The organism is Desulfosceptrum tomskiensis (genome assembly GCF_049818055.1).
Classification (GTDB): Bacteria; Bacillota; Desulfotomaculia; order Desulfotomaculales; family JASEER01; genus JBFLVT01.
In genome coordinates this window covers 1442603-1467932 of sequence record NZ_CP187479.1, presented here as the reverse complement: position 1 = coordinate 1467932, position 25330 = coordinate 1442603, and the positions used below count along the sequence as shown (strand labels likewise).

23 protein-coding genes and 1 tRNA gene are annotated in these 25330 nt (G+C 59.7%); 18 read left to right on the top strand and 6 right to left on the bottom strand.

The features are described from left to right. Positions 1–65: 65 nt before the first annotated feature. The 5 genes from ACPV0M_RS07465 to ACPV0M_RS07445 form a co-directional block, all read right to left on the bottom strand. Positions 66–1016 carry an ABC transporter ATP-binding protein gene (locus tag ACPV0M_RS07465; protein WP_425620045.1) on the bottom strand — a complete coding sequence of 317 codons (951 nt, stop codon included), beginning with the start codon at positions 1014–1016 and terminating at the stop codon, positions 66–68. After that, positions 1016–2014 (bottom strand): ABC transporter ATP-binding protein, encoded by a 999-nt coding sequence (locus ACPV0M_RS07460; protein ID WP_425620044.1) that lies wholly within the window; start codon positions 2012–2014, stop codon positions 1016–1018. Before ACPV0M_RS07460 ends, ACPV0M_RS07465 begins: the two co-directional genes overlap by 1 nt. A 19-nt stretch (positions 2015–2033) precedes the next feature. Further along, complete coding sequence (locus tag ACPV0M_RS07455) at positions 2034–2948, bottom strand: ABC transporter permease (protein WP_425622155.1); 915 nt, start codon at positions 2946–2948, stop codon at positions 2034–2036. A gap of 15 nt (positions 2949–2963) precedes the next feature. Further along, positions 2964–3893, bottom strand: coding sequence for an ABC transporter permease (locus tag ACPV0M_RS07450; RefSeq protein ID WP_425620043.1), 930 nt, complete (start codon positions 3891–3893; stop codon positions 2964–2966). Between the two features lie 96 nt (positions 3894–3989). After that, positions 3990–5621, bottom strand: coding sequence for a peptide ABC transporter substrate-binding protein (locus ACPV0M_RS07445; protein WP_425620042.1), 1632 nt, complete (start codon positions 5619–5621; stop codon positions 3990–3992). 538 nt (positions 5622–6159) lie between these two features. On the opposite strand from ACPV0M_RS07445, the gene ACPV0M_RS07440 reads away from it, so the two are divergent. From ACPV0M_RS07440 to ACPV0M_RS07415, 6 genes are all read left to right on the top strand, one after another. Continuing rightward, the gene (locus ACPV0M_RS07440) at positions 6160–7470 is read left to right on the top strand and encodes a histidine kinase (RefSeq protein WP_425620041.1); all 1311 of its coding nucleotides are present in this window, start codon (positions 6160–6162) and stop codon (positions 7468–7470) included. Then, positions 7460–8215, top strand: a complete 756-nt coding sequence (locus ACPV0M_RS07435; RefSeq protein ID WP_425620040.1) for a LytR/AlgR family response regulator transcription factor — start codon at positions 7460–7462, stop codon at positions 8213–8215. Before ACPV0M_RS07440 ends, ACPV0M_RS07435 begins: the two co-directional genes overlap by 11 nt. Positions 8216–8266: 51 nt before the next feature. Further along, the gene (gene acpS / locus ACPV0M_RS07430) at positions 8267–8647 is read left to right on the top strand and encodes a holo-ACP synthase (protein WP_425620039.1); all 381 of its coding nucleotides are present in this window, start codon (positions 8267–8269) and stop codon (positions 8645–8647) included. A 12-nt stretch (positions 8648–8659) separates the two neighbouring features. Next, positions 8660–10219, top strand: coding sequence for an NAD(P)H-hydrate dehydratase (locus ACPV0M_RS07425; RefSeq protein WP_425620038.1), 1560 nt, complete (start codon positions 8660–8662; stop codon positions 10217–10219). 4 nt (positions 10220–10223) lie between these two features. After that, a complete protein-coding gene (gene alr, locus ACPV0M_RS07420) occupies positions 10224–11345 on the top strand; it encodes an alanine racemase (protein ID WP_425620037.1) in 1122 nt (373 codons plus the stop codon). 302 nt (positions 11346–11647) lie between these two features. Next, a complete protein-coding gene (locus ACPV0M_RS07415) occupies positions 11648–12448 on the top strand; it encodes a LysM peptidoglycan-binding domain-containing protein (RefSeq protein WP_425620036.1) in 801 nt (266 codons plus the stop codon). Positions 12449–12625: 177 nt separating this feature from the next. On the opposite strand, the gene ACPV0M_RS07410 is transcribed toward ACPV0M_RS07415, so the two are convergent. Further along, positions 12626–13189, bottom strand: a complete 564-nt coding sequence (locus ACPV0M_RS07410; RefSeq protein ID WP_425620035.1) for a UbiX family flavin prenyltransferase — start codon at positions 13187–13189, stop codon at positions 12626–12628. Between the two features lie 114 nt (positions 13190–13303). Between ACPV0M_RS07410 and recO the strand changes: the two genes are divergently transcribed. From recO to ACPV0M_RS07350, 12 genes are all read left to right on the top strand, one after another. Continuing rightward, a complete protein-coding gene (gene recO / locus ACPV0M_RS07405; protein ID WP_425620034.1) occupies positions 13304–14041 on the top strand; it encodes a DNA repair protein RecO in 738 nt (245 codons plus the stop codon). A gap of 33 nt (positions 14042–14074) precedes the next feature. Then, positions 14075–14491, top strand: coding sequence for a DUF4342 domain-containing protein (locus tag ACPV0M_RS07400; protein WP_425620033.1), 417 nt, complete (start codon positions 14075–14077; stop codon positions 14489–14491). A 145-nt stretch (positions 14492–14636) separates the two neighbouring features. Continuing rightward, on the top strand, positions 14637–15512 hold the full coding sequence (gene glyQ, locus ACPV0M_RS07395) for a glycine--tRNA ligase subunit alpha (RefSeq protein WP_425622154.1): 876 nt from the start codon (positions 14637–14639) through the stop codon (positions 15510–15512). Between the two features lie 2 nt (positions 15513–15514). After that, positions 15515–17593, top strand: a complete 2079-nt coding sequence (glyS, locus tag ACPV0M_RS07390) for a glycine--tRNA ligase subunit beta (protein WP_425620032.1) — start codon at positions 15515–15517, stop codon at positions 17591–17593. 126 nt (positions 17594–17719) lie between these two features. After that, positions 17720–18358 (top strand): helix-turn-helix transcriptional regulator, encoded by a 639-nt coding sequence (locus tag ACPV0M_RS07385; protein ID WP_425620031.1) that lies wholly within the window; start codon positions 17720–17722, stop codon positions 18356–18358. 71 nt (positions 18359–18429) lie between these two features. Continuing rightward, the gene (locus tag ACPV0M_RS07380; RefSeq protein ID WP_425622153.1) at positions 18430–19242 is read left to right on the top strand and encodes a pyruvate, water dikinase regulatory protein; all 813 of its coding nucleotides are present in this window, start codon (positions 18430–18432) and stop codon (positions 19240–19242) included. Between the two features lie 83 nt (positions 19243–19325). Then, positions 19326–19880, top strand: coding sequence for an RNA 2',3'-cyclic phosphodiesterase (gene thpR, locus ACPV0M_RS07375; protein WP_425620030.1), 555 nt, complete (start codon positions 19326–19328; stop codon positions 19878–19880). An 85-nt stretch (positions 19881–19965) separates the two neighbouring features. Continuing rightward, positions 19966–20580 (top strand): flavodoxin family protein, encoded by a 615-nt coding sequence (locus ACPV0M_RS07370; protein WP_425620029.1) that lies wholly within the window; start codon positions 19966–19968, stop codon positions 20578–20580. 70 nt (positions 20581–20650) lie between these two features. After that, positions 20651–21667: a deoxyguanosinetriphosphate triphosphohydrolase gene (locus ACPV0M_RS07365; RefSeq protein WP_425620028.1), complete on the top strand. Its 1017-nt coding sequence runs from the start codon at positions 20651–20653 to the stop codon at positions 21665–21667. Between the two features lie 171 nt (positions 21668–21838). Next, positions 21839–23641: a DNA primase gene (dnaG, locus tag ACPV0M_RS07360; RefSeq protein WP_425620027.1), complete on the top strand. Its 1803-nt coding sequence runs from the start codon at positions 21839–21841 to the stop codon at positions 23639–23641. After that, positions 23622–24707, top strand: a complete 1086-nt coding sequence (gene rpoD / locus ACPV0M_RS07355) for an RNA polymerase sigma factor RpoD (RefSeq protein ID WP_425620026.1) — start codon at positions 23622–23624, stop codon at positions 24705–24707. The genes dnaG and rpoD overlap by 20 nt, the downstream gene beginning before the upstream one ends. 478 nt (positions 24708–25185) lie before the next feature. After that, positions 25186–25260: transfer RNA gene (locus tag ACPV0M_RS07350), tRNA-Val, on the top strand. Positions 25261–25330: the final 70 nt, after the last annotated feature.

The following is a 25330-nucleotide window of genomic DNA, read 5'->3' as shown; positions in this document are numbered from 1 at the left end:
CCCTTTCGAGTCTCCAACGTCCATCCAACGTCCGATATCTGACACCTATAACTGATACCCGATACCTAAACTAGCAGGCAAGCCACCTGGTGCCCGCCGCCCACATCACGTAATTCCGGTCTTTCCTCATGGCAGCGGTCCCGGGCCTGGGGGCAGCGGCCCGCAAAAATGCAGCCCGGCGGGGTGTTGATGGGGCTGGGAACGTCGCCGCTCAGGATGATGCGCTGGCGGTTGCTTTCGATCTCCGGATCGGCGATCGGGATGGCCGAGAGAAGGGCGCGCGTGTACGGGTGGACAGGGTTTCGGTACAGTTCTTCGCTGTCGGCCAGTTCGACGATGCACCCCAGGTACATCACGGCGATTCGGGTGGAAATGTGCTTAACCATGGCCAGATCGTGCGCGATGAAAAGGTAGGTGAGTCCGAGCCGCTCCTGCAGTTCCTGGAGCAGGTTGACGATCTGAGCCTGGATGCTTACGTCCAGGGCGCTGATCGGCTCGTCGCAGACGACGAACTCCGGATCGACGGCCAGAGCCCGGGCAATGCCTACACGCTGGCGCTGCCCGCCGCTGAATTCGTGGGGGAAGCGGCTGGCGTGGGACGGGTCCAGCCCGACCATCTTGATCAGTTTGTTGATCTTGTCGCGGCGCTCGGAACCCTTCGCCAACCGGTGGATGTCCAGGGCCTCACCGATGATCTCGCCGACGGTTAGGCGCGGGTTCAGTGAGGCGTAGGGGTCCTGAAAGATCATCTGCAACCGCCGGTATAGCCGGCGGGACTGTTCCTTGCCGGCGTGGAAGATGTCTTGCTTCCGGTACAAGATCTGCCCTTCGGTGGGGTTGTAGAGACGGACAATGAGGCGGCCGACTGTGGACTTGCCGCACCCGCTCTCCCCAACCAGTCCGAGAGTTTCGCCTTTATATATTGTAAGGCTGATGCCGTCTACGGCCTTAAGTGTCTGATTGCGTCCTACGCGGAAGTGCTTTTTGAGGTTGTTGATCTCGATTAATCGTTCCATTAACCCACCTCCCTTGCGGCCTTCGCTGCCGCGGGATGGTGCAGCCAGCAGCTGACGGTATGCCTGGAACCCACAACCCAGGTTTCGGGTTCATACATGGCGCAAACCTTCATCGCGTAGTCGCACCGGGGCCAGAAGGCGCAGCCTTCAGGCGGGTCAAGCAGGTTCGGGGGACGTCCGGGGATCGGAGCCAGGCGCTTGCCCCGGGAATCGAGCCGGGGAACGGCCGCCAGCAGGCCCTTGGTGTAGGGATGCTGCGGGTTGCGGTAAATGTCGCGTGTTAAGCCCGTTTCCACAATCTTTCCCGCATACATTACAATGACACGGTTGGAGAAGCCGGCCACCACGCCAAGGTCGTGGGTGATCAGAATCACGGCCATCTTAAACTGTTCCTTGAGATCCTGGATGAGTTCCAGGATCTGGGCCTGGATGGTCACGTCCAGCGCGGTGGTGGGCTCGTCCGCGATAAGCAGCTTGGGACTGCAGGCCAGGGCCATGGCGATCATCGCTCTTTGCCGCATGCCGCCGCTGAACTGGTGCGGGTATTGTTTAAAGCGGCGCCGGGGGTTGGGAATGCCGACGGTACGGAGCATCTCCTGGGCCCTTTCCACCATCTGGGCCCGCGTCATTCCCCCGTGCTTGGCCAGCATCTCCACAATCTGGTTGCCGACCGTCATGGTCGGGTTTAGAGAGGTCATGGGATCCTGAAAAATAATGCCGATCTCTCTGCCCCGGTATTTTTCCAAGTCCTTGTTGGACTTTTGGGCCAAATCCTCCCCGTTGAAAAGAACGGAGCCGCCGACAACCTTACCGGGCGGGGAGGGGATGAGCTTGACCAAAGACTGGGCGGTTACGCTCTTGCCGCAGCCGCTTTCGCCAACGATCGCCACGACTTCTCCCTGCTCGACGCCGAAGCTCACACCCCGTACTGCTTTAACGACTCCGGCATAGGTGGTGAAATCAACCTGAAGGTTTTCTACTTGCAGCAGCTTGGTCACATTTGTTGCACCTCCTACCTTACTTTCGCAGCCGCGGGTCGAGGGCGTCGCGCAGGCCGTCGCCCAGGAAGTTGAAGGCCAGCATTGTGATGCTGATGAAGAGAGCGGGGAAGAAGAGCTGCCACGGGTAGTTGCGCAAGCCCTGCAGTCCCTCGCTGGCGAGGACGCCCCAGCTGGCCATCGGGGCCGAGACACCCAGCCCAAGAAAGCTGAGCCAGGCCTCGGTGAAGATGTTCTCGGGGATCATCAGGGTCATTGTTACAATGATCGGGCCCATCGTGTTGGGCACAAGGTGCCGGGTCAGGATGCGCCAGGGCTTGGCCCCCATGACGCGGGCGGCCAGGACGTATTCCTGCTCCTTAAGGGCCAGGACCTGTCCGCGGACGATGCGGGCCATAGTGAGCCAGGTTGTAACACTTAAGGCGATAAAGATCGATTTGAGGCCCGGTCCCATCCATACCATCAGCAGGATGACCCAGAGGAGGAAGGGCACGCTGAGCAGCACCTCGACGATCCGCATCATGATATCGTCGACCTTTCCACCGATATATCCTGAAATCCCGCCATAGGTTACCCCGATGATGAAGGATACGATAGCGGTGAAAAAGCCGATCATCAAGGAAATACGGGCGCCGTACCAGACGCGGGTGAAGAGATCCCGTCCGAGGAAATCGGTCCCGAACCAGTACTCCCCGTTGGGCGGTTTATTGACCAGTTTGAGGTCCTGTTCGTAATAAGTGTGGCCGCTCAGGTAGGGTCCTATCAGGGCCATCAGCAGCAGCAGAGTGATGGTGACCAGGCCGGCCATGGCGAGTTTGTTCTGGCGCAATCGCATCCAGACATCCTGCCAGTAACTGATCGTTGGTCTTCCCAAATCTTCGGCTTCCAGGCCTTCCTTGGGGAGGGGCCGGAACATATCGTCGCGCAGAACCACGTTTTGCTCCAAGACCTAGACCTCCTTTACATCGGCCAGCTTGATTCTTGGATCGATAAGGGTGTAAACCAGGTCCACGATCAGGTTCATCAGCATCAGGAAGGCGCTGTAGAAAATGGTTGTCCCCATGATCATCGTGTAATCGCGCCCGAGGACGCTGTTGACAAAGTACTTGCCCAGTCCGGGGATGGCGAAGATGTGTTCTATGACAAAGCTGCCGGTTAGGACGGCGGCGATCAGCGGACCTAGATAGGTGACAACGGGCATGATAGCGTTACGTACGGCGTGGCGCATGACGATCACCCGCTCGGAAAGGCCCTTGGCGCGAGCCGTTTTGATGTAGTCCTGCTGCAGGACCTCCAGCATGCTGGAGCGCATCAGACGGGCGATAAAGGCGGTGGGCAGGGCCGAGAGGGCCAGGGCCGGGAGGACAACCTGCTGCCAGGAGCCCCACATAGCCGGGGGGAGCAGCCGCAGCTTGAAGGCAAAGACGTACATTAAAAGACCGCTCAAAATAAAACTGGGAACCGAAAAGTTGAAGGTCGCCAGGGCCATGGCTATGTAATCGGGCCACCGGTTTTGCCGTAGGGCCGAAACAACGCCCAGGAAAAGACCGACGATAACGGCGAAAGTAACGGCCACGAACCCCAGGGTGGCGGAAACCGGGAAGGCCTCGGCAATGATCTCGTTCACGGTGCGGTCGAGCTTGAAGGAAGGGCCGAAATCGCCCTGGGCCAGGTTGATAAGGTAGTCGGCATACTGTTTCCACAACGGGTCATCGAGGTGATAGCGGGCGTTCAGGTTCTTGAGAACAGCAGGCGGGACCTGTTTTTCCGAGGCGAAAGGACCGCCGGGCACCGAGTGCATCATGATGAATGTCACCGTGGCCACCAGCCACAGCGCGAGGAGCATGGTGCCCAGCCTGCGTACGAGGAAGCGCAGCAAGCATATCCCCCCTTGCAAGAGTATTCAGCCAAGCGCGAACAAAGAAAAGCGGTGTGCGGGGGGTTATACCCCCGCACACCGGGATATCTTACCTAACTATTCAACGTAGGCGTACTTGAAGTCCGCGTAAACGGCGAACGGCGGGATGATGACGCCCTTAATGTTGTCCTTGATTAAGCACGGCTTGGTGTAGTAGTAAATCGGCATAATCGGCATCTCGTCCATCAGGATCTTCTCGGCCTCATGCATGGCGGCCATTCTTTCCTTCTGATCTCCGGTGGCGTTGGCCTTCTTGACCAGCTCGTCGTACTTCTTGTTGCTCCAGTTGGTGTCGTTGTTGTTCTCCGGAGGCTCGGTCACGAACATGTCGATGAAGGTCATCGGATCGAGGTAGTCCGGGCTCCAGCCGGAGCGGCAGATGTCGAAGTTCTGGTGGTCCATGCTGTCCAGGTAGACCTGCCACTCCTGGTTGACCAGCTCGATGTCGATGCCGAGGTTCTGCTTCCACATCTGCTGGATGGCCTGGGCGATTTTCTGGTGGGCTTCATTGGTGTTGTAGAGGAGCTTCAGCTTCGGGAAGCCCTTGCCTTCCGGGAAACCGGCCTCGGCGAGGAGTTTCTTGGCCTCGGCCACGTCTTCCTTGAAGAAGGCGTTGCCGCTGTTTTCCTGGAAATCCTTGCCGTCGGCGTCGGCGATGCCGTACGGGACGAAGCCGAAGGCGGGCTTCTGGCCGGCCTGGGTCACGTTCTCTACGATGGCCTGGCGGTCGATGGCCATCGCCAGGGCCTTGCGCACGCGCACATCGTTGAGCGGCTTCTTTTCTACATTAAAGCGATAGAAGTAGAGGGCGCAGTCGGGGAAGATCTTCAGCTCGCCGCTGGCCTTCAGTTGCGGGATCTCCTGGGTCGGAATGTCTTCCACTAAAATGTCAACTTCGCCGGTCCTATACATATTGTAGGCGGTGTCATAGGACTCGACGAGCAGGAAGTCGAGTTTTTGAAGCTTAACATTGGCGGCGTCCCAGTAGTTCTCGTTCTTAACTGTGGTGATCTTTTGGTTATGCTCCCAACTGACCATCTTGAACGGGCCGTTGCAGATGTAGGTCTCCGGCGACTTGTACCACTCGGGGTTCTCTTTGTCCATCTTGGCGTTGATGGGGAAGAGGGTCGGGAAGGCGGTCAGACCCAGGAACTGCGGAGCCGGGGCCTTCAGGGTGACTTCAAGGGTCTTGGGATCGACGACCTTGATGGCGACGTCCTCGGCTTTGCCCTCGCCGCTGTTGTATTCTGCGGCGCCCTTGATGTAGAACAGCTGGTAGGCATAATCCGCCGCCGTCTCCGGGTTCAGGGCGCGCAGCCATGCATACTTGAAGTCCTCGGCCGTTACGGGTTCGCCGTTGGACCATTTGGCATCACGCAGGTGGAAGGTGTAAGTCAACTGGTCGGGGGAAATGTCCCAGCTTTCGGCGATGGCCGGCTGCGGGACGTTATTGGCGTCGTAACGGGTGAGGCCTTCCAGCAGGTGCGTAATCAGCGTGCCTTCGGGAAGACCGGTGGACCTGGCCGGGTCGAGGGTTTCGGGTTCAGCGCCAAGATTATAGCGGATGTACTGTTCAGCAGCCTGTTTGCCGGCGTCCTTGCCGTCCTTGCCGCCGCCGCAGCCGGCCGCAAGGAGCCCCGCCAGCACTACAACCAGGACGATCAGTAAGAATCGCAACTGTTTGGGCACTCTCGAAATACCTCCTGTAATTTAGCAGTGGGGTCCGTTCAGAAAGCGTAAATACGCTGCTCCTGCTCTACGCTAACACCCCCTATGACGGCAGTCTGGCAAACCTTTGTTAAATAGCTAGAACAATTATATAACCGAATAGTTAATCCCGGTAGATGAAAAAAGAGACTTAGCCGCCAAAAAAGGCTAAATGGAGGACTTTGTTCATATTTATGCAGTGTTCTGCAATTATTTCCACAATCAGTACCCAAGACCAAACAAGCCTGATTGGCTCCGTTTTTGGATTCACTAGACCGGTTCATTTCCCTTTTTAAGATTAAGGGTTTTGGCTAGTTCTAATCATTTTATTCTTTTTGTTCATTTTGTTCTTTTTGGTTTTGAGTTTTAGAGCGATGATGTTGAAAACTATTCCCTTCGTATCACGTGGGCCTTAATCCAGAGCATCCCATTTACCCTGTAGCAGGCGTGTAGTATAGTTTTGATGTGTAGTATAGTTGTGATAGAGACAACTACATGCCTTTAAGGGAGAGCGGGGCTGATGATACAGGCGATCGGGGTCCGTTTCCTTGCAGCCCAGGCCGTGATTACGGGCGGACTTCTCATTTATGATCCTTCACTTTGGAAGGTGGCCACTGTTCTAGCTGCTGCCAACATTGCGGCAGGCTGCCTGCTCGTGCCCAGGAAGGGGCAACCCCAGGTCATCACGGTCAGGCCCGATGAAAAACCAATTGAAACGACTCTTCAGATTGCCAGTGAGACGCTTCCTTACATGCGCCGGGGGCTTAACGAGGAAACGGCCAAAAAGACGGCCGAAATCATCCAGAAAATCGGTGACGTGGCTGCGGTGGCGATCACCGACCGCAACCGCGTGCTCGCCTTCCTCGGCCCCGGTTGTGACAAGCATCCGCCGGGCAAGGATATTGTGACCTATGCCACCAAGGAGGTCATCCGGAGCGGCCAGCTCAAGATCGCCGAAAAGAAGGAAGACCTGCAGTGTCCGGTCACGGACTGCGTCTGCCCGCTTGAGGGAGCGATTATCGTGCCCCTTAAGATGCGGGACGAGGTCGTCGGTACCATCAAGCTTTACCGCACCGAGAAGGGGCCCATCCCGCAGGTGCTTGTGAAGTTTGCGGTCGGCATCGCTCAGTTGCTGGGCATCCAGATGGAACTGGCCGAACTGGACCGTCGCTCGCAGCTGGCCACCAGGGCCGAACTGGACGCCCTGCGGGCGCAGATCAATCCGCATTTTCTTTTCAATACGCTGAACACCATTACGATGTTCATCCGCACCAACCCGGAGATGGCCCGCCGGCTGCTTATCCGCCTGGCGACCTTCTTTCGCTACGCCTTGAAGCGGACGGGGCATTTCAGCACCCTGGCCGAAGAACTGGAGTGCGTGAACAACTATCTCATTCTCGAAAAGGCCCGCTTCAGGGAGAAACTGCGGTTCCACCGGGACATCGACCGGGGTTTGTGCGAATACATGGTCCCCGTCCTGACCCTGCAGCCGCTGGTCGAGAACGCCGTCAAGCACGGTATCGCTCCCAAGATAGGGAGCGGGACCGTCCGTGTTACCGTGAAGCGGCAGGGCGACGAGATCGCGATCGAGGTTTCCGATGACGGCGTGGGCATCCCGCCGGACATCATGTCCAGGGTTTTCGAGCCGGGCTTCGGTTCCGGAAGCGGGGTCGGGCTCTCCAACGTTAACGAGCGCCTCAAAAGTTTGTTCGGCGAAGAATACGGCCTGTCCATCCAAAGCGAGGTGGGCAAGGGAACCACCATCGGTTTCCGGGTGCCGCTGTGCAAGAACTCGGTTGCTGAAAGAGGAGGGCTGTCAGGTGAAGCTTAAGGCATTGATTGTCGACGACGAGTACCCGGCGCGCCAGGAGCTGCGTTACGCGCTGAGCAAGTTCGACAGTATCGAGATCGTGGGCGAGGCGGCCAATGCCCACGAGGCGCTGGCGTTGATTAAGGCGCTTGATTACTCCGTCCTGTTCCTGGACATTTCGATGCCCGGCATGGACGGCCTCGAACTGGGAGCGGCCATCCAGGAGCTCCCGAAACCGCCCTTCGTCATTTTCGTAACGGCCTATGACGAGCATGCCGTTAAGGCCTTTGAAGTCAACGCCATCGACTACATCTTAAAACCCATCGAGGACAAACGCCTGCGCATGGCCATCGACAAGGTGATGAGGGCAACCCAGGACGGCCACTTATCCGAGGTTCCCGAGCGGCGGGAGAGGGATCTGGGCCAGTACAGGATCGACCGCATCCCGGCCGAGGTCAACGGTAAGACCATCCTTGTCAACACCAAGGAGATCGTTTACGCTTTTACCGAAACGGATACGGTGTATTTAAAGACCTACGACGACAAGCTGTCGACTAATTTCACCCTGAAAGAGCTGGAAGCACGGCTGGACCCGTCCGTCTTTTTCAGGACCCACCGCTGCTGTCTCGTCAACCTGCGGAAGGTTAAGGAGATCATCCCGTTCTTCAACGGGACGTACACGCTGGTTGTCGAGGACAAAGAGAGGTCGGAAGTGCCGCTCAGCAGGACGCAGGCTAAAAAGCTCAGGCAAATACTCGGCTTTTAAATGCCCGTTTTTAGCGGTCTCAGAAGGAATTCGCAAGAACGAAGAGAGGAAATGTTGATTTACGGCGTTGGAACCGACATTGTTTCCGTCTCCCGCATCGCCTCAGCGATAAATCGTTCGGGCGGCCGTTTTCTCCTGCGCGTTTTCACTCCTGCCGAGAGGGATTACTGCCTGGCGCGCAGGACTCCGGAGCAATGTTTTGCCGCGCGTTTTGCCGGCAAGGAGGCGGTGTTCAAGGCGCTCGGGACGGGACTTGCGGGCTGCGGCTGGCGGGACGTGGAGATCGCCGCGGACCCCGGAGGCGGCCCGCAGGTGCGCCTGTTAGGGCGGGCCGCCGGTATCGCGCTTGACCGGGGGATCGGGCGCGTTTTGCTTTCCCTTACGCACGAGGATCACTATGCCGTCGCCTTCGCCGTGGCGGTGAGGGATTAGGAGGGTTTTGTATTGCGGGTAGTTACGGCCGCCGAAATGCGGAGCATCGACCACAGGGCCGGCCAGGATTACGGCATCCCCAGCCTGATCCTGATGGAGAACGCCGGCATCGCCGTTTGCCGCGTGGCCCTGGACATGCTCGGGACCCCGCAAGGCAAGGTTGTGCTGGTTGTTGCCGGGAGAGGCAATAACGGCGGGGACGGCTTCGTCGCCGCGCGCCATCTGCACCTGGCCGGGGCAAAGGTCAAGGTGCTGATGACCGCCGACTCCGAAGCGGTAATCGGTGAGGCCCGCACCAATTTGGATATCTGGCTCCGCCTGGGGCAGAAGGTTTACGACTTGCAGGACCGCAACGGGATGCAAGTCTTGCAGCTGGGCTTAATGCAGGCCGACCTGGTCATCGACGCCATTTACGGCACCGGTTTTCGCGGAGCCTTGAAGGACAAAGTCCGGCGCATTATCGAACTGATTAACGAGAGCGGCAAACCGGTGCTGGCGGTGGACGTCCCCTCGGGCGTCGAGGCCGACACCGGGAAGACCAACGGACTGTGCGTAAGGGCCGCCAAGACGGTAACCTTCGGCCTGCCGAAACTGGGCTTGGTCCTCGATCCCGGTGCTTCGTTCGCGGGCGAGGTGCAGGTGGAAGGAATTTCACTGCCGCCCGATCTCCTGGCCGACGGGGGAACGCGTTTCCTGCTTACCCCGCGCCTGGTCGGCCGGTGGCTCACTCCCCGTTCAGCCGACGCCCACAAGGGGGATTTCGGCCACGTCCTCATCGTCGCCGGGTCGCGCGGGATGACCGGCGCGGCCTCCCTGGCCGCCGAGGCGGCGCTGCGCGCCGGAGCCGGTCTGGTGACCGTCGCCCTTCCTGAGAGCCAGCAGCCTGTTATCGCCTCTCGTCTCGTCGAGGCGATGACGCTGCCCCTTCCCGAGACCCCGGACGGTACACTGGCCCTTGCCGCCAGGGATCATCTGCTCGAGCGGGCGGCGCGGTGCAGCGTGATGGCTCTCGGCCCGGGACTTTCAACCCATCCGGAGACACAGGAACTGGCACGGGAAGTGGTACTCGGCAGCGCTGTTCCCTGCGTTGTCGACGCCGATGGACTGAACGCTTTTGCGGGTACGGCGCCAGGGCTCAAATACGCCCGGGGCCCCCTTGTCGTTACGCCGCATCCCGGGGAAATGGCCCGCCTGCTGGGAATTTCGGCCCAAAAGGTGCAGTCCGAGCGGCTGGCCGTTGCCGAGCAAACCGCCCGCGACTGGGATTGCGTGACCGTATTGAAAGGGGCGCGCACCATTGTTGCGGGGGCGGCCGGGACGTTCGTCAACCCGAGCGGGAACCCCGGCATGGCTACGGGGGGAAGCGGCGACGTGCTGACCGGGGTTATCGCCGGGCTGATCGCCCAGGGTCTTGACCCCCTGCACGCCGCCGCCGCTGGCGCTTTCGCGCACGGGGCGGCCGGTGACGCGGCTTGCAGGGATAAAGGACAGCGGGGACTGATCGCCGGGGACACCGTCCGCATGCTGCCCGAGATATTGAAAAGACTTGAGTCCGAGTCAACGGAGGTGTAGCGCCATGTCGGCCGAACCAACCTGGGCTGAGATCAGCGTCTCTGCGCTGGAACACAACCTTTCCGAAGTCCGGCGGCTTGTCGGTCCGCAGACTGAGATCATGGCCGTAGTCAAGGCCAACGCATACGGCCACGGCCTGGTTCCCGCGGCCCGGGTTTTCGCCGCTAAAGGGGCCGACTGGCTGGGGGTGGCGCGTGCGAGCGAAGGGGTGGAATTGCGCCGGGCGGGCCTTGCCCTGCCGATCCTGGTCCTGGGATACACGCCTCCCGAGCAGTACCTTTACCTCTTGGACTACAACATCACGCAGACCATTTACGATCTCGAACTGGCCAGGATGTTGTCCGAGGCTGCGGGGGAAAGGGGACAGACCGCCAAAGTCCACCTGAAGGTGGACACCGGCATGGGACGCCTGGGCTTTCTCCCGGAGCGCGACAGCTATGCGAGGATCCTGGAGATCGCGGAACTGCCCAACATCGAAGTCGACGGCTTGTTCACCCATTTCGCCGCTGCCGATGCGGCCGACAAGACTTACACCAGGCAGCAGCTTGACGCTTTTGTCGAGCTGACCTGTCACCTGGGACAGGACGGGATCGACATCCCTTATCTGCACGTAGCTAACAGCGCAGCGACCATCGACCTTCCGGAGAGCCACATGAACCTGGTGCGGGTCGGGCTCATGCTTTACGGCCTCTACCCTTCAAAGCATGTCGACAGAACGAGGGTCGATCTCCGGCCGGCGATGAGCTTGAAGAGCCGCGTGGGGATGGTGAAAAACGTCCCGGCCGGAACATTCGTCAGCTACGGCTGCACGTACGTGACTCCTGCGCCGACGACGCTGGCGACGATCCCGGTCGGCTACGCCGACGGCTACACGCGACTGCTTTCGAACCAGGGGGAGGTCCTGATCCGCGGCCGAAGGGCGCCGGTTGTGGGGAGGGTCTGCATGGACCAGATCATCGCCGACGTTGGGCACATCCCCGGCGTCCAGGTGGGCGACGAGGTTGTCGTGTACGGCCGGCAGGGGGATGCCGTTCTGCCTGTCGAGGAACTGGCCGAAAAGGTCGGCACGATCACCTATGAAGTCGTGTGCGCCGTTACCGCGCGCGTTCCGAGAGTGTATGTCTAACAGTAGTCGGTAGTCAGTAGTCGGTACTTGATGGGATTTACGGAGCGAATCCTTTCTGCTCCTAGGACTTAAGACTTACAGCATAGAACCCCGTTCCCGAGCGGCTGGGAACGAGGTTTTATTTTTTTGCATAATTTTGGTTAAGAAAGAGGATTGCTGGTAGGCGCTGACGAATACGAGTACCATTGCGCTGGAAGAAGGTGAGAATGTTGACAATACCGCGAAACCGACCGTCCCGCCGCAATTTACGGCAGCGTGTCCTTCGTTCGGCCGCCATCCTATCCTGCTCCGGAGCCCTGTGGGTGGCGGGGCTTGCCTTCGGAAGCGGGGCTCCCGCCTTGGCCGCCGCCAAGTATACCGTCAAGGCCGGCGACACCCTTTGGGGAATCAGCAACAAGTATGGCGTCAGCGTCAGCCAGCTTAAGGCCGTAAACGGCCTGCAGGGCGAGTTGCTCAGCATCGGCCAGGTACTGGTCATCCCCGGTACGGGCGCCGCATCCCCGAGCCGTTCCGGGTCGGCCGTCCACGTTGTTGCCGCCGGTGACACCCTCTGGCAGATTGCCCAGAAATACGACACCAGCGTCTCGGCGATTATGTCGGCCAACAAGCTGGCCAGTGACCGCCTTCATATCGGACAGAGACTGTCCATTCCACGCGCCGCAGGTTCGCAAAGCCTGGCGGCCAGGCCGAAAAACCTGTCGACCCTGCCCCCGGCGCCCGTCAGCCGTTCGGACAGCGATGCCGCCCGCGACATCCTGGAAATCGCCCACGCCCAGCTCGGCAAACCTTACGTATGGGGTTCACAAGGACCTGACGGTTTTGATTGCTCGGGGTTTACGTCGTACGTGTTCAAGCAGTTTGGTGTCAGCCTTTCCCACAGCTCATACGAACAGTTCAAGCAGGGGGTCCCCGTGAGCGGCGACGAACTGCAGCCGGGAGACCTGGTCTTTTTCACCACGTACTCCAAGGGCGCCAGCCACGTGGGGATCTATACCGGCGACGGGCAGTTCATCCACGCTTCCTCAAGCAGGGGCATCACTTACACCTCGTTGTCCGACTCCTGGTACGGTCCGCGATACCTCGGCGCGCGTCGGGTCTTATAGATGTTAGAAGTTAGATGTTGGATGTTAGATATTAGCTGTTAGCCGTTAGAAGTGAAATAATACTAAAATAAAAAAGAAGAAGAGATTCGGCAAGCCGAATCTCTTCTGTTCCAACGCTAACTGCTAACGGCTATTTTCGGTCCAGGATCGTCCAAAAGCGAGTATAGCATTTAACATCTAACTTCTATCTTCGCCCCAGCGGTGCGCAAGACTGTTTTCTATCCCCAGTAAATCAAGGACACGCCCCGTCGTCTGGCGCACGATGTCGTCGATCGTCGCGGGGCGGGCATAGAAGGCGGGCACCGGCGGCATAATGACCGCGCCAAGCCTTGCCAGCTTAAGCATGTTTTCGAGGTGGATGGGGGAAAGGGGCGTTTCCCGGGTAACGAGGATCAGCCGCCTTTGCTCCTTGATGGTGACATCGGCGGCGCGCAGGATCAGGTTCTCAGCGTACCCCGAAGCAATGCCCGCCAGCGTCTTCATGCTGCATGGGGCGACAACCATGGCCCGGCATTGAAACGAGCCGCTGGCGATGGGGGCCGTGAAGTCGTTTTCCTCGTACGTCCTGCTTGCCAGGGCGGTCACCCGGTCGACGGTCCAGGCCGTTTCCTGGGTGATGATATAGCGCGCGGCGGCCGAGAGCACGAGGTGGGTCTCGACGCCCCGGACCGCGAGTTCCTTGAGGATGTTGATGCCGTATACGGCTCCGGAGGCCCCGGATACGGCCACGATAATGCGCAAGCGAAACGCTCCCCGTTACGAGTATTTCCGCAGGGCCGTGGATGCCATGTCCTGACTGCCCTGTGTTTCTAATTCTAACCGTTTACCTTGATAAAAGAAAGGTTGTACACGTCCGTGAAGTCTTACCGGATTCGGGGGATCGTCCTGCGCAGCAGGGTGATGCGCGAGGCGGACAGGCTGCTCATGCTTTTCACGTACGAGCGCGGTAAGATAAAAGCCGTCGCCTACGGAGCGGCTAAACCCCAGAGCAAGAAAAGGGGTGCCGTGCAGCCGTTCACCGTAGCGAGTCTGCTCCTGGACGCCGGCCAGGAGATGGATGTCGTGCGCCAGGCTGAAGAAGTGGCGGTTTTTCCGGGGTTGCATGCCGACCTGGCTTTATTGTCCTACGCCGCCAGCGCCTGCGAACTGGTGGAACTGCTCTGCCCCGAAGGACAGCCCAACCACGGCGTCTACGACCTGCTCCTGCTCTACCTGCGGCTGCTTCCCGCAAAAGAACGCCGCCCGCTGGTGCTGGCCTTCACGGCCAAACTGCTGGCCCTGACCGGGTTCCGGCCTCTCCTGGACGCCTGCGCGCACTGCGGCAAGCTTTTATCTGCGGGGCCTTTCAGCCTGAAACTGGGCGGGTTGCTGTGCTCGAACTGCCGGAGCCGGGACCCCGACGCCCTGCCATGCAGCCCCGGGACGGTCCGCTTGCTGAACTCGCTGACAGGATGGCCGCTTGAACGTCTCGGCTCGCTCAAGGTTTCACCCGGCATGCTCGACGAGCTCGGCGCGCTTCTTCATTCCTACCTCTGTTTTACACTGGAGCGCGAGCCCCGTTCCCTGGCATTTTTACGCAAGATAGGGGAATGATAAGTCCAAGCACAAACAAAGAGGGGGATGAAGATGACCGAGCTCGAGAAGATAGACGTTCTGCGAGCGCGTTTGGGCATCGGTTACCGGGAAGCCAAGGAGGCCCTTGACGAGGCAGGGGGTGACGTTATCAAGGCCCTGATCAAGGCCGAGGAGAAATACGGCCGGACCAGGGACGAGATGACGGCCCGGATCAAGGAGTGGGCCAGGCGCGGCGGCAGGAGCCGGCTGCGTGTCAAGAAAGGCGACAAAACGGTTATGGAAATACCGGCGGTCGTCGGAGCGGCGGGCGTATTAGGCACCCTGGCCTCCAGCCAGCTGGCCGTCCTCGGACTGGTTGGCCTGCTGACCGCGATGACCAGGAACTATACCCTGGAAATCGACGAGGGCGAGCCCACGGCACATGCCGCCGAGGAAAAAGGCCGGCCCGCAACCCGTCCGCCCATTTAGTATTGACTTTACGACCTATATCTGGTACTTGTATAGAAAATTGCCGAAAAAACCTCCCGTCTCTTAACGCAAGGGTTAGGGCGGGGGGTTTTCACTTTGCCTTTGTGCCGGGCAGGAGTGTTTACAGAAAGAGGTGACGGGTATGATGACTTTTCAGGACCTGATCATGATGCTTAACAGGTTCTGGTCCGACCAGGGATGCCTCATCCAGCAGCCGTACGACGTCGAAAAAGGCGCGGGGACGATGAACCCCGCCACCTTTTTGCGCGCGCTGGGGCCGGAACCGTGGAAAGTAGCCTACGTGGAGCCTTCCCGCCGGCCGACCGACGGCCGTTACGGCGAAAACCCCAACCGCCTCCAGCACTACTACCAGTACCAGGTTATCGTCAAGCCTTCCCCGGACAACATTATCGACCTCTATCTGGAAAGCCTGAGAGCGATCGGCATCATCCCGGAAGAGCACGACGTCCGGTTTGTCGAGGACAACTGGGAGTCCCCCACGCTGGGCGCGTGGGGCCTGGGCTGGGAAGTCTGGCTGGACGGCATGGAAATCACCCAGTTCACCTACTTCCAGCAGTGCGGGGGCATCGACTGCAAGCCGGTCTCGGTGGAAATCACCTACGGGCTGGAAAGGCTGGCTCTTTATCTCCAGGATAAAGACAGCGTTTTTGACATCGTGTGGGTCCCCGGGATAACTTACGGGGACGTACACCACCAGGGCGAGGTCGAGCACTCCCACTACAACTTCGAGCTCGCCGACACCAACATGCTCTTCGACCTCTTTGACATGTACGAGCGTGAGGCCCTGCGGGTAATGGAGAAGGGGTTCGTCCTCCCCGCCTACGACTACGTCCTCAAATGCTCCCACACCTTTAACCTGCTTGACGCTCGGGGTGCGATCAGCGTCACCGAGCGCACCGGGTTTATCGCCCGGGTGCGGGCCCTGGCGCGCGGCTGCGCGCGGGCTTACGTCAAACAGCGCGAGGAAATGGGTTACCCGCTGCTGAAGATGGAGGTGTAACGATGGCGCGCGATTTTTTGCTGGAAATCGGCCTCGAAGAGCTGCCCGCACGGTTTCTCAACCCCGCCCTCGAAGAACTGGGCGGCCTGGCGCAAAGCTTTTTCAAGGAATACCGCCTGGATTACGGCACGGTGGACACCTACGGGACACCGCGGCGGCTAGTGCTTTACGTCCGGGACTTGGTCGAGGAACAGGCTTTCGTGGAAATGGAAGTCAAGGGTCCCCCGGCTAAGGCAGCCTACGACATTCAGGGCCGGCCCACCAGGGCGGCCGAAGGCTTTGCGCGCAGCCAGGGGGTTGAAGTCTCGCAGCTGGTCACCCGGACCGTCGGCAAGGTGGAATACGTCTTTGCCGTGCGCCGGGAAACCGGGCGTCCGGCCGCTCAAGTTTTGGCCGAGATCTGTCCCCGCCTGATCACTGGTCTTTCGTTCCCCAAGCCGATGCGCTGGGGTGACGAGGAACTGAAGTTCGCCCGCCCGATCCGGTGGCTCGTTGCCCTGTTCGGCGGCGAAGTCATCACCTTCAGCCTCGCCGGTGTGGAAGCGGGACGCCGGACGTTCGGTCACCGTTTCCTGAACCCGGGGCCGCACCGCCTGGGGCAGGCGGGTGATTATTTCCCGGTTATGCGCGATGCCGGCGTCATCGTGAACCAGGACGAGCGGCGCCGCGAGGTCTGGGACCAGGTCCGGCGCGCGGCGCAGCTTGCCGGGGGAGAGGCGGGCGAAGACGATGAACTGCTGGAAGAGGTGACAAACCTCCTGGAGTACCCCACCGCCTTTGTGGGCAGCTTCCCCGAGAATTACCTCGAACTGCCGGAACCCGTGCTGGTCACCCCGATGCGCGAGCACCAGCGCTACTTCCCGGTTTACGGTACCGACGGGAAGCTGATGAACAAATTTGTTGGCGTGCACAACGGCAGACCTGAATATCTTGACACTGTAAGAGCGGGAAATGAAAAGGTCTTGCGGGCCCGTCTGGCCGACGCCGAGTTTTTCTTCCGCGAAGACCTGGCGATCCCGCTGGCCGACAAAGTTGAAGGCTTGAAGAAGATCGTTTTTCAGGAGGAGCTGGGTTCGGTTTACGACAAGGCCCAACGGCTCAAGGCATTGGCCGGGTATTTGTCGGAGGCCCTTGATCTCCCGGCGGCCGACCGTGATTTTGCCTTGCGCGCGGCGCTTTTGTGCAAGGCCGACCTGGTTAGCAGCATGGTCTACGAGTTTCCGGAACTCCAGGGGATTATGGGTCGCGAGTACGCCCTGCGTTCGGGAGAGGATCCTATCGTGGCCGAGGCGATCTACGAGCATTACCTGCCGCGTTTCGCCGGCGACGACCTCCCGTCTACCCCGGCGGGCACCGTGCTCAGCCTGGCCGAACGGGCCGACAACCTGGCGGGCTGCTTCGGACGGGGTATTCAGCCCAGCGGGTCCCAAGACCCCTACGCCTTGCGTCGTCAGGCCCTGGGCATGTGCCACATCCTTCTCGAACAGGGCCGCCGCCTGTCTTTAAGCGGTCTTTTTGCCAGGGCTCACGCGCTTTACGGCGACCGCCTGAAGGTTGCGGCAGGGGAGATGACCGAGGCGCTCAACGACTTTGTCAAGCAGCGGCTCCGCGGCATCTTCACAGAAAAGGGGTTTGCTTACGACATACTCGACGCCGTCCTGGCCGTGCCCTTCGACGATGTCCTCGACGCCTGGCGCAGGGTTCAGGCCGTGGCGCTCCTGCGCGAGGACGAGCGGCTCTTCGCCGACGTGCATACGGCCCTCACGCGGGCGGGCAACCTCGCCAAGCACGCGACAGGATCGGATGTGGATCCCGCCCTTTTCGCCGACCCGGCCGAGAGAAAGCTCTTCGAGGCCTACCTGCGGGTTAGGGAGGAAGTCCTGCCCCTGTTCACCCGGGGACATTACCTCGACGGCCTGCGCGCCCTTGCCGCGCTGCGTGCGCCCGTGGACGCCTTCTTTGACGCCGTGCTGGTCATGGTGGACGACGAGGCCGTACGCCAAAACAGGCTGGCCCTGCTGAACGGGATTGCCGCGCTGGCCAGGCCCGTGGCCGACCTCTCCAGGCTGGTGCTCGCCTAATGATATAAAATTGTCCGGTTTTCGGGCAGGGAAAGGCTCCCCGGGGATAGTATATTACAGCAGTATTGGCCCGCACGGAGCAAATAGTATAGCACTATCGCTTGCTTCCGGGGGAGGTGGCGGCATTTGGACCTCACCAAGCGCCAGGAATTAATCCTCGAAATCGTCAAGGCCCAAGGCCCGATAACCAGCGAGCAGATCGCCGAACAGCTCAAACTCACCAGGGCCACGTTGCGCCCTGACCTGGCGATCCTGACCATGGCCGGCCTCCTCGAGGCCCGCCCCCGGGTCGGTTACTACTTCAGCGGCAAGTCGCCGAACCGTATCGTCGCCCAGCGCCTGCGCAGGGTTAAGGTGGGAGACATCAAATCGGTTCCCGTCGTCGTCCGTGACGACAGTTCAACCCATTCGGCCATCATTACGTTGTTCCTGGAAGACGTCGGCACCCTCTTTGTCGTGAACGAACAGGGCCACCTCCAGGGTGTCGTTTCGCGTAAAGATCTGCTCAAAGTCTGTGTCGGCGGACAGGACCTGCACAAGCTCCCCATCGGCGTGGTGATGACCCGGATGCCGAACGTGGCGATGGCTGACCCCGACGAAACGGTGTGGCAGGCGGCCAAAAGACTTGTAAGCCACGAAGTCGATGCCTTGCCCGTCGTCAAGCCGGTCCAGGGACCGGGGGGAACCGTTCGCTACGAGGTGGTGGGTCGCCTTTCCAAGACCAACATCGCCCGCTTGTTTGTCGAACTCGGCGAAGGCGATTGATACAGTGGAAAAGTCAAGACTAGGGGTTACCCGGTAAGGAGGCGTTCAAGGTTACAAGCGATATCCGTCCGATCATCTATATCGTCTCCGACTCGGTGGGGGAGACGGCCGAATTGGTGGCCAGGGCAGCGGCCAGCCAGTTTAACGGCGGGCACGTCGAGATCCGGCGCGTGCCTTACGTTACCCATCCGGAGGAGATCCCCGAGATTTTAGAGGAGGCCGGCGGCTTCCCCAGCGTTATCGTTTTTACCCTGATCATTCCGGAACTCCGCGATGTACTGATCCGGGAAGCGGCGCGCCGTAACCTGCCGGCTATCGATATCATGAGCCCGGTCGTCGACGCGCTGGCCAGGGTTTCCCACGATATGCCCAAGCTGGAGCCGGGCCTGATGCGCAAGGTCGACGAGGAGTACTTCCGGCGTGTCGAGGCCATCGAGTTCGCCGTCAAGTACGACGACGGCAAGGACCCGCGGGGGATCAGCCAGGCCGACCTGGTGATCCTTGGGGTTTCGCGCACCGGCAAGACGCCTCTTTGCATGTACCTGGCCCACAAGCGGATCAAGGCAGCCAACGTGCCGCTTGTTCCCGAGGTCGCCCCGCCGCAAGAAATCTTCAAACTGCCGCCGCACCGGCTGGTCGGGCTCACCGTCAAACCCGAACAGCTGCTGCAGATACGCCAGGAACGCCTAAAGACGCTGGGACTGCCCGCCGAGGCCGACTACGCTAACACCGAGCGTATCCTGCGCGAACTGGACTACGCCAAGCAGATCTTTCAGCGCGCCGGGTGCTCGGTGATCGACGTCACCAACAAGGCCGTCGAGGAAACGGCCAGCAAGGTGCTTGAAATTTACTGGAAGGGCGAAAGACACAGGCTCGAACCATAGCACATTGAAGCACTGGACATTGAGTCGGTTGGCGCGCCTACGGGCGCCTTTCTTATCCCTCGGCTTGTCAGGAGGTTATACCGTTGAGCGGGATAATGCGGCTGTTCTGGGCCGTTAACCTGCCGGAGCCGCTCAAGAGCCGGCTGGCCAGCGTTCAAAAGGAACTGGCGAAATTTTGTCCGGGGGTCAAATGGGTGGAGCAGGAAAACCTGCACCTAACCGTGAAATTTTTGGGAGAGGCGCCCGATATCCTCGTGCCCGACATCACCGCAAAAGTCCAGGAGGCCTTGGCCGGTCTGCAGCCTTTTGAACTGTTGCTGCAGGGGACAGGCACTTTCGGCCGGCCTCCCCGCGTGATTTGGGTGGGGGTCGGCGGCGACCTGGAGGCGCTGCGCAAGGTCTGGGACAGGGTTGAAGACGCCCTCGCGCCTGCAGGTTTTCCCCGGGAAACAAGGGGTTTCAAGCCGCACCTGACTCTCGGGCGGGTACGGGAGGGGCGGAAGGTGCGCTTGCCGGACGAAACGGTGGGGATGGACGGCTCGGCGGCGTTCACGGTCGCCTCGGTTGACTTGATGCGCAGCGTGCTTACGCCGCGCGGCCCTGTATACAGTGTTCTTTTCCGAGTTGCTCTGGTATAGTTTCGAGTATGTGTCAATTTTTTTAAACAGCCGGCGTATGCTTTAGGGCAAGATTTTTCTTGGTTTCTTTTTAGGAGTGTAGGTTATGCTTATCGTCGGGCTCAACGGAAGCCCCCGCAAGAACGGGAATACGGCAGAGATTCTCGGGGCGGCGCTGGCCGAGGCAAAAGCCCTCGGCGCGGACACCCTTCTCCTGCAGGTGTCGGAAGGCGTAGGGGCCGCCAGGACGGCTTTCTGCACGCACTGTTCCTCGCCGTGCAAGGGTGTATGCTACCAGGGGACGGCTTTGGAAGAGATGTTCAACCTGCTCCGGCGGGCGGACGCCGTTATCATGGGCAGCCCGGTCTACTTCGGGACGGTCTCGGCGCAGCTGAAAGCCTTCTGGGATAAGACCCGCAAGCTCCGTTCCGAGTTGGCTCTCGTCAACGTCGTGGGGGCGGCCGTCACCGTGGGCGGTGCGCGTTTCGGCGGCCAGGAAGGGACGTTGAGGACCCTGCACAACATGCTACTCGTCCAGGGCATGATCCTGGTCGGGGACGGGCACGTTTCGGCGGACGCCGGCCACTTCGGGGTCTGCGCCCAGCAGCCGGCCAAGGATGACACCGAGGTTTTTAAAAGGGTGCCCATACTGGTTCGCCGGGTGGTAGAGGTGGCCCGGGCCACGGAGTCCCTGCGCAAGGGACGCCGCGCTCAGGCATAAACGACAGCCAACCCCGGTCGGATCCTCTCTCCGCCGGGGTTTAATTATCTCAGTTGTAAGGGTGGGGAAAATGCCTGACTTTCGCGGGTGGACCGAAGCGATGGAACAACACCTTTCCAGGTATGCCTCGCGCAGCACTGCTACGAAGGGGCGCCAGCGCCCGGAGGAAGAGTGCACGATACGGACGGCGTTCCAGCGCGACCGGGATCGGATTATCCATTCCAAGAGTTTCAGGCGCCTCAAGCACAAAACCCAGGTTTTCATCATCCCGGAGGGCGATCACTACCGCACGCGCCTGACCCACACGCTGGAGGTAGCCCAGATTGCCCGCACGATAGCCCGGGCCCTGCGCCTCAACGAAGACCTGACGGAGGCCATCGCCCTGGGACACGACCTGGGACACACGCCTTTCGGCCATACGGGCGAGTACGCCTTGCGCGAGATTCACCCCGGCGGATTCAATCATAACGAGCAAAGCCTGCGGGTCGTCGATTTGCTCGAGGGGCAGGGCGGCCTGAACCTCACCTGGGAGGTCCGCGACGGCATCAGGACCCATACGGGGCCCGACCCGCCGGCGACGCTGGAAGGCCAGATCGTCCGCATCGCCGACCGTATTGCTTATATCAATCACGACATTGACGACGCCCTGCGTAGCGGCCTCCTGACCCTGGAACAGTTGCCCCGGGAATGCATCGCCGTTTTGGGAGCCGTGCACCGCCAGCGTATCGACAGGATGGTCAGGAACCTGATCGAACAAAGCTGGGACCAGCCCGTGGTCAGGATGAGCCCGGAGATTCAGAAGGCCATGGACGATCTGCGCAACTACCTTTTCGCCAACGTCTATCTCTGCTCGGATGCCAAACGCGAGGAGGGAAAAGCCAAGCACGTGGTGCAGAGCCTCTACCAATACTTCGCCAGGCACGTGGAGCGTATCCCGGAGGAATACCGCAAACGCGTCGATGAGGTCGGCGAGGCCCAGGTAGTGTGCGACTACGTGGCGGGAATGACCGACCGCTACGCCGTGGCTATGTTCGAGGCGCTGTTCGTGCCCAAGCCGTTCCCTGTGCGCCTGGGCGGCGAGAGGTAAGCACGCGGCATGGCTCCCCAAGGGAGTCGAAAAAGCGCTTGTTCACTGGATTGCTTGAAATAACACCTTATTTCGCGCCCAAAAATTGTCGAAGGCAGGTGCAGGAAATTCTATAGTGCCAGCGAAATATCTTACTGAGAGGTTCCCCGCCTGGTCTCGGAAGGTGGTCTTATGCGCGGGTTGATCCCGGATGAACTGGTGGCGGAGGTCCTTGACCGGGTGGACATCGCCGAACTCATCGGAGAGTACGTCCGCCTGGAAAAAAAGGGCCGAAGCTTATGGGGGCTGTGCCCTTTCCACCAGGAGAAGACACCTTCTTTTTCTGTCACCCCCGATAAACAGATGTTTTATTGTTTTGGATGCGGGGTGGGAGGAAACGCCTACAAGTTCATAATGCTTAAAGAAAACCTGGATTTTCCCGAAAGCGTGCGGTTCTTGGCCGGGCGTGTCGGGATCAGGATCCCGGAATACCAGCCTGCCGCCGTCCGCAAGCACGAACGGTTGTGGGGCGCCAACGCGCTGGCCGCGGAATTCTACCAGAGCGTCCTCGAACGGGAAGCAGTGGCTGAGGGAGCCAGGCAGTACCTGGCTAGACGGGGTCTTTCGGTGGAAACGCTCCGGAAGTTCCAACTGGGTTACGCCCCGCCGCGGTGGGATGCCCTGCTCGAATTCCTGGGCCGCCACGGGTATTCCCCCGAGGAGCTTGCCGGCTACGGGCTGGCCGTACGGGGCGAGCGGGGCCGCATCTACGACCGTTTTCGGAACCGCGTGATCTTTCCGGTGGCCAACAGCCGGGGTAAGATCGTCGGTTTCGGGGGCCGGGTGATGGACGACAGCCAGCCTAAGTACCTGAACTCTCCGGAAACGGCCATTTTCAGCAAGGGACAGGAACTCTACGCCTTAAACCTCGCGCGCCAGGCGATCCGGGAGGCCGGGTTTGCGGTGATTGTCGAGGGCTACATGGACGCCATCGCCGCCCACCAGTTCGGGCAGTCAAACGTGGTGGCCTCGCTGGGAACGGCCCTTACCAGAGAACAGGCCAAGCTGCTGACCCGCTGTACGATGGATGTCGTAATTGCTTACGATGCCGACTTTGCCGGGGAAACGGCGACGCTCAGGGGACTGGACATATTGAAGGATCTGGGGTGCCGGGTACGGGTGGTGAGTATTCCGGACGGCAAGGATCCGGATGACTTCTTGAAGACGCACGGTGCCGAGGAATGGCAGGCCCTGGTCGACAAAGCGGTGCCGCTGCTCGAATACAGGTTGCAGCACGCCATCCGCCAAACCGGGGCGCGTACAACCGTGCAAAAGCTTGCAGTCTTGCACCAGGTACTGCCCAGTTTGCACAGCCTGGCCAGTGAGGTGGAAAAGGAAGAGGGGATACGGTTAATCGCTCGGTCCTTAAGCCTGTCTTTGGATACCGTTAAAGCCGAACTGACGAAATACGCGGCAGAGCACGCAGAAAATTGGCCAGATTCGGATAAAATTGCTAAAAACTTGCATAATATAATTATTAAACGACCTCAGGCCAGACAACGGGCCGAAGCAGGCTTGCTTTACCAGGCAATCGAAAACCCCGCGTGCATTGAAATTGCGAGACAGGAGCTAGGCGATCAGTTTTTTACCGACGCATCTTACCAGCGCATTTTTAATGTTCTGGTCCGGCATGCAACACAGCCGGGATTCAAGCCGGCGCTGCTGGCGACCTATCTCGATGAAGCCGACCAGGCTGCGTTCAGCGCCCTGATGAGCGGATTCGGGGAAATAGAGGCAAGACCAGGGCTGAGTGAACTTATTCCTGCGCTCAAACGCTTAATTGCCAAGGAAAAAAGGCAAGCCTTGCTGGCGGACCTGGCCGCTGCGGAGCAGGCCGGGGACCATGAGCAGGCAGCCCGCCTTAAAATCGCTATTAATCAACTCTGTACATCATCCTTGAAAGGAGGGAGCGAAAATGCAGGAGGAGTTATCTAGCGCGATGCAGGCACTGATTGAAAAAGGCAGGGAGCGTGGCGTCCTTACTTACGGGGAGATCATGGACGGCCTGCAAAAAGCGGACTTGTCTCCAGAACAGATTGAGGAATTTTACGAAAAGCTCCCGGGGATGGGAATCGAGGTGGTCCCTGAGGTGTCTGACCTGGAAGGTCTGGACGAGGTCAAGGCTGATGAGGATATAGAAGAAGAAGCAGATTTCGTTGTTCCCGACGGCGTTGATATAGATGATCCGGTAAGGATGTACCTCAAGGAAATTGGCCGCATCCCCCTGTTGACCCCTGCGGAGGAGGTCAAACTGGCCATGGCCATGGAAGAGGGTGATGCCGAGGCCAAGCGGCGCCTGATCGAGGCCAACCTGCGCCTTGTCGTCAGCATCGCCAAGCGGTATGTCGGGCGCGGCATGCTGTTCCTTGATTTAATTCAGGAAGGAAACCTCGGCCTGATCAAGGCTGTGGAGAAATTCGACTATCGCAAGGGATACAAGTTCAGTACCTACGCAACGTGGTGGATTCGCCAGGCCATTACCAGGGCTATCGCCGACCAGGCCCGGACCATCCGCATCCCGGTGCACATGGTCGAGACGATCAACAAGCTGATCCGTGTCTCGCGGCAGCTCCTGCAGGAACTTGGACGGGAGCCTACTCCCGATGAAATCGCCAGGGAGATGGACATTTCCGAGGATAAGGTCCGGGAGATCATGAAGATCGCCCAGGAGCCAGTTTCTTTGGAAACACCCATCGGCGAGGAAGAAGACTCGCACCTGGGTGACTTCATCGAGGACCAGGATGCGCAGGCTCCGGCTGAGGAAGCCTCTTTCACGCTGTTGCGCGAACAACTCAATGAAGTCTTGAAAACACTTACCGAGCGCGAGCAGCGCGTCCTGCGCCTGCGTTTCGGCCTGGACGACGGCCGCACGCGGACGCTGGAGGAGGTGGGCCAGAAATTCGGAGTTACACGGGAGCGCATTCGCCAGATTGAGGCCAAGACGCTACGCAAGCTGAGGCATCCAAGCCGCTCGAAGAAACTCAAGGACTATCTTGAGTAGGCAAACGATTTGACGGGCGGGGGGTGCCCGTCATATAATTTTTTGAGGGGCCCATAGCTCAACGGTCAGAGCATCCGGCTCAAGACAGCGAGTCTAAGTCAAGACATCTTGATATGACCTGCTGTCAAGGGCTGCCTGGAGAGTAATCTCCAGGTGAAACCTGCCAAATTCGGGGAAGCCTAAGCCGTAAGGTATGGTAATCCCGAGCCAAGCCTCTTATGAGGAAGGTGTAGAGACTAGACGGCAGGCACCCTATAAGGGGTGAAGGGATAGTCCAGACCACAAACCCGAAAGGGGCAGCGAAAGCTGTAGTGGGATGCATAACCGGCTGGTTCCAGGTTCGAATCCTGGTGGGCCCACCAAAAAAGAGGTGAGAAGTGGGAAGTCAGAGGTGAGAGGCAGAAGAAGGAATTCGGCGGAGCCGAATTCCTACCGTGAAAGGTCCCACATCCAACCTCTCACTTCCCGCATCACAAATGGGCGATTAGCTCAGAGGGAGAGCACTTGCCTTACAAGCAAGGGGTCAGTGGTTCGATCCCACTATCGCCCACCAAAATAAGACTAATGAAACCAAGGTGACGAACCTTGGTTTTTTGTTTTAGGCAAACAAGGCATATTTCCCG